Source organism: Parvibaculum sp., assembly GCF_049672805.1.
Lineage (GTDB): Bacteria > Pseudomonadota > Alphaproteobacteria > Parvibaculales > Parvibaculaceae > Parvibaculum.
Genome location: NZ_JBATWS010000208.1, coordinates 1 through 1,726, shown reverse-complemented (window position 1 = coordinate 1,726; position 1,726 = coordinate 1). Strand labels below are relative to the sequence as shown.

Annotated in this window: 2 protein-coding genes; both read left to right on the top strand. The window is 61.9% G+C overall.

What is annotated here, in order from left to right:
* The coding region (locus WBF74_RS06655; RefSeq protein ID WP_424437052.1) for a transporter associated domain-containing protein at positions 1-626 on the top strand (626 nt) is incomplete at its 5' end.
* A gap of 26 nt (positions 627-652) precedes the next feature.
* The coding region (mtnA, locus tag WBF74_RS06650) for an S-methyl-5-thioribose-1-phosphate isomerase (RefSeq protein WP_424437049.1) at positions 653-1,726 on the top strand (1,074 nt) is incomplete at its 3' end.

The window sequence follows — 1,726 nt, the reverse complement described above, 5'->3', positions numbered from 1 at the left end:
TCTGGATTTCGCTTTCCGCCGAACCGGAAAAGACCCTCGATATTCTTCGCCGCTCGTCGCACAGCCTTTATCCCGTCTGCCGCGATACGACGGATGATCTCGTCGGCTATGCGCGCGCGAAAGATCTGATGGAAGACCTTCTGAGCGAAGGCCGCATCAACGAGGAGCGCAGCATCCAGAGCCCGCTTGTCGTGCATGAAGGGCTGGGCGTGCTGAAGCTTATGGAGATGTTCCGCACCTCTCATGCACCCATCGCTTTCGTGACCGATGAATATGGCAGCATCGAAGGGCTGATAACGCCTGCCGACATACTGGAAGCAATAGCGGGCGAGTTCCCCGAGGACGCGGAAGACAGTCAGCCATGGCTGGAGAAGCTGGAAGATGGCCGCTGGCGCGTGGAAGGCTGGGCCGATGTCCGGCGTCTTTCATTCGAGATCGGCCGCCCGCTGGAAATGAGCGGCGATGACTTCTCCACCATCGCGGGCTATGTCATGTGGTATCTCGGCCGTGTGCCGGAACTGGGTGACAGTGTGGAGCATGATGGCCTCATCTTCACCGTCACGGGCATGGAAGGCCGCCGCATCACAAGCGTGGAAATTGCAGATGCACCGGCCGAAGCCGGGTGACTGCCCGGCCATAACCGGAGGTCCAGATGAAAATTGACGGCATTCACTACCGGACCATCCGCGTTGCAGAGGATGGCTGGTCCGTCGAGATCATTGATCAGACACGCTTGCCCCATGAGTTCCGGCTTGTGCGCCTTGCGACGGCGGAAGATGCCGCCCGCGCCATCAGCGAAATGTGGGTGCGCGGCGCACCATTGATCGGTGCAACCGCAGCTTACGGGCTTTGCCTCGCCCTGCGAGAAAACGGGTCCGATGAGGCGCTTGCCCGCGCGTATGAGATGCTGCTCGCCACGCGGCCCACAGCGGTCAATCTCAAATGGTCGCTTGATGCAATGCGCGAGGCGATCGGCAAGGTGGGGGCGGGTGAGCGCGTGGCCGCCGCCTATGCAGAGGCAGCGCGTCTTTGCGATGAGGATGTCGAAATCTGCCGCCGCATCGGTGAAAACGGTCTCGGCCTCATCCGCAAGCGCGCCGCAGAAAAGCCCGGCGAGACGGTCAACATCCTCACCCATTGCAATGCGGGATGGCTCGCCTGCGTGGATTGGGGAACGGCGCTCGCGCCCATCTATATGGCGCATGATGAAGGCATCCCCGTTCACGTCTGGGTGGATGAGACACGGCCCCGCAATCAGGGCGCATCGCTCACCGCCTTCGAGCTTGGTCGCCACGGCGTTCCGCATACCATCGTGCCGGACAATGCAGGCGGGCACCTCATGCAGCATGGCCGCGTCGATATGTGCATCGTCGGCACCGACCGCACCACCGCAACCGGTGATGTGGCAAACAAGATCGGCACCTATCTGAAGGCACTCGCTGCTGCCGCAAACAATGTGCCCTTCTATGTCGCGTTGCCCCACACAACAATCGACTGGTCACTGAGCGATGGCGTGCGCGAAATCGAGATCGAGGAGCGTAGCCCCCGCGAAGTCACGCATATGACGGGCCGCACAGAGGCAGGCGAGATCGTCACCGTGGAAATCTCCGCCCCCGGCAGCGCGGCGGTGAATTACGGCTTCGACGTAACACCCGCAAACCTCGTCACTGCCCTCATCACGGAGCGCGGCGTCTGCCCCGCCAGTCGCGAAGGGCTGTTGTCCCTC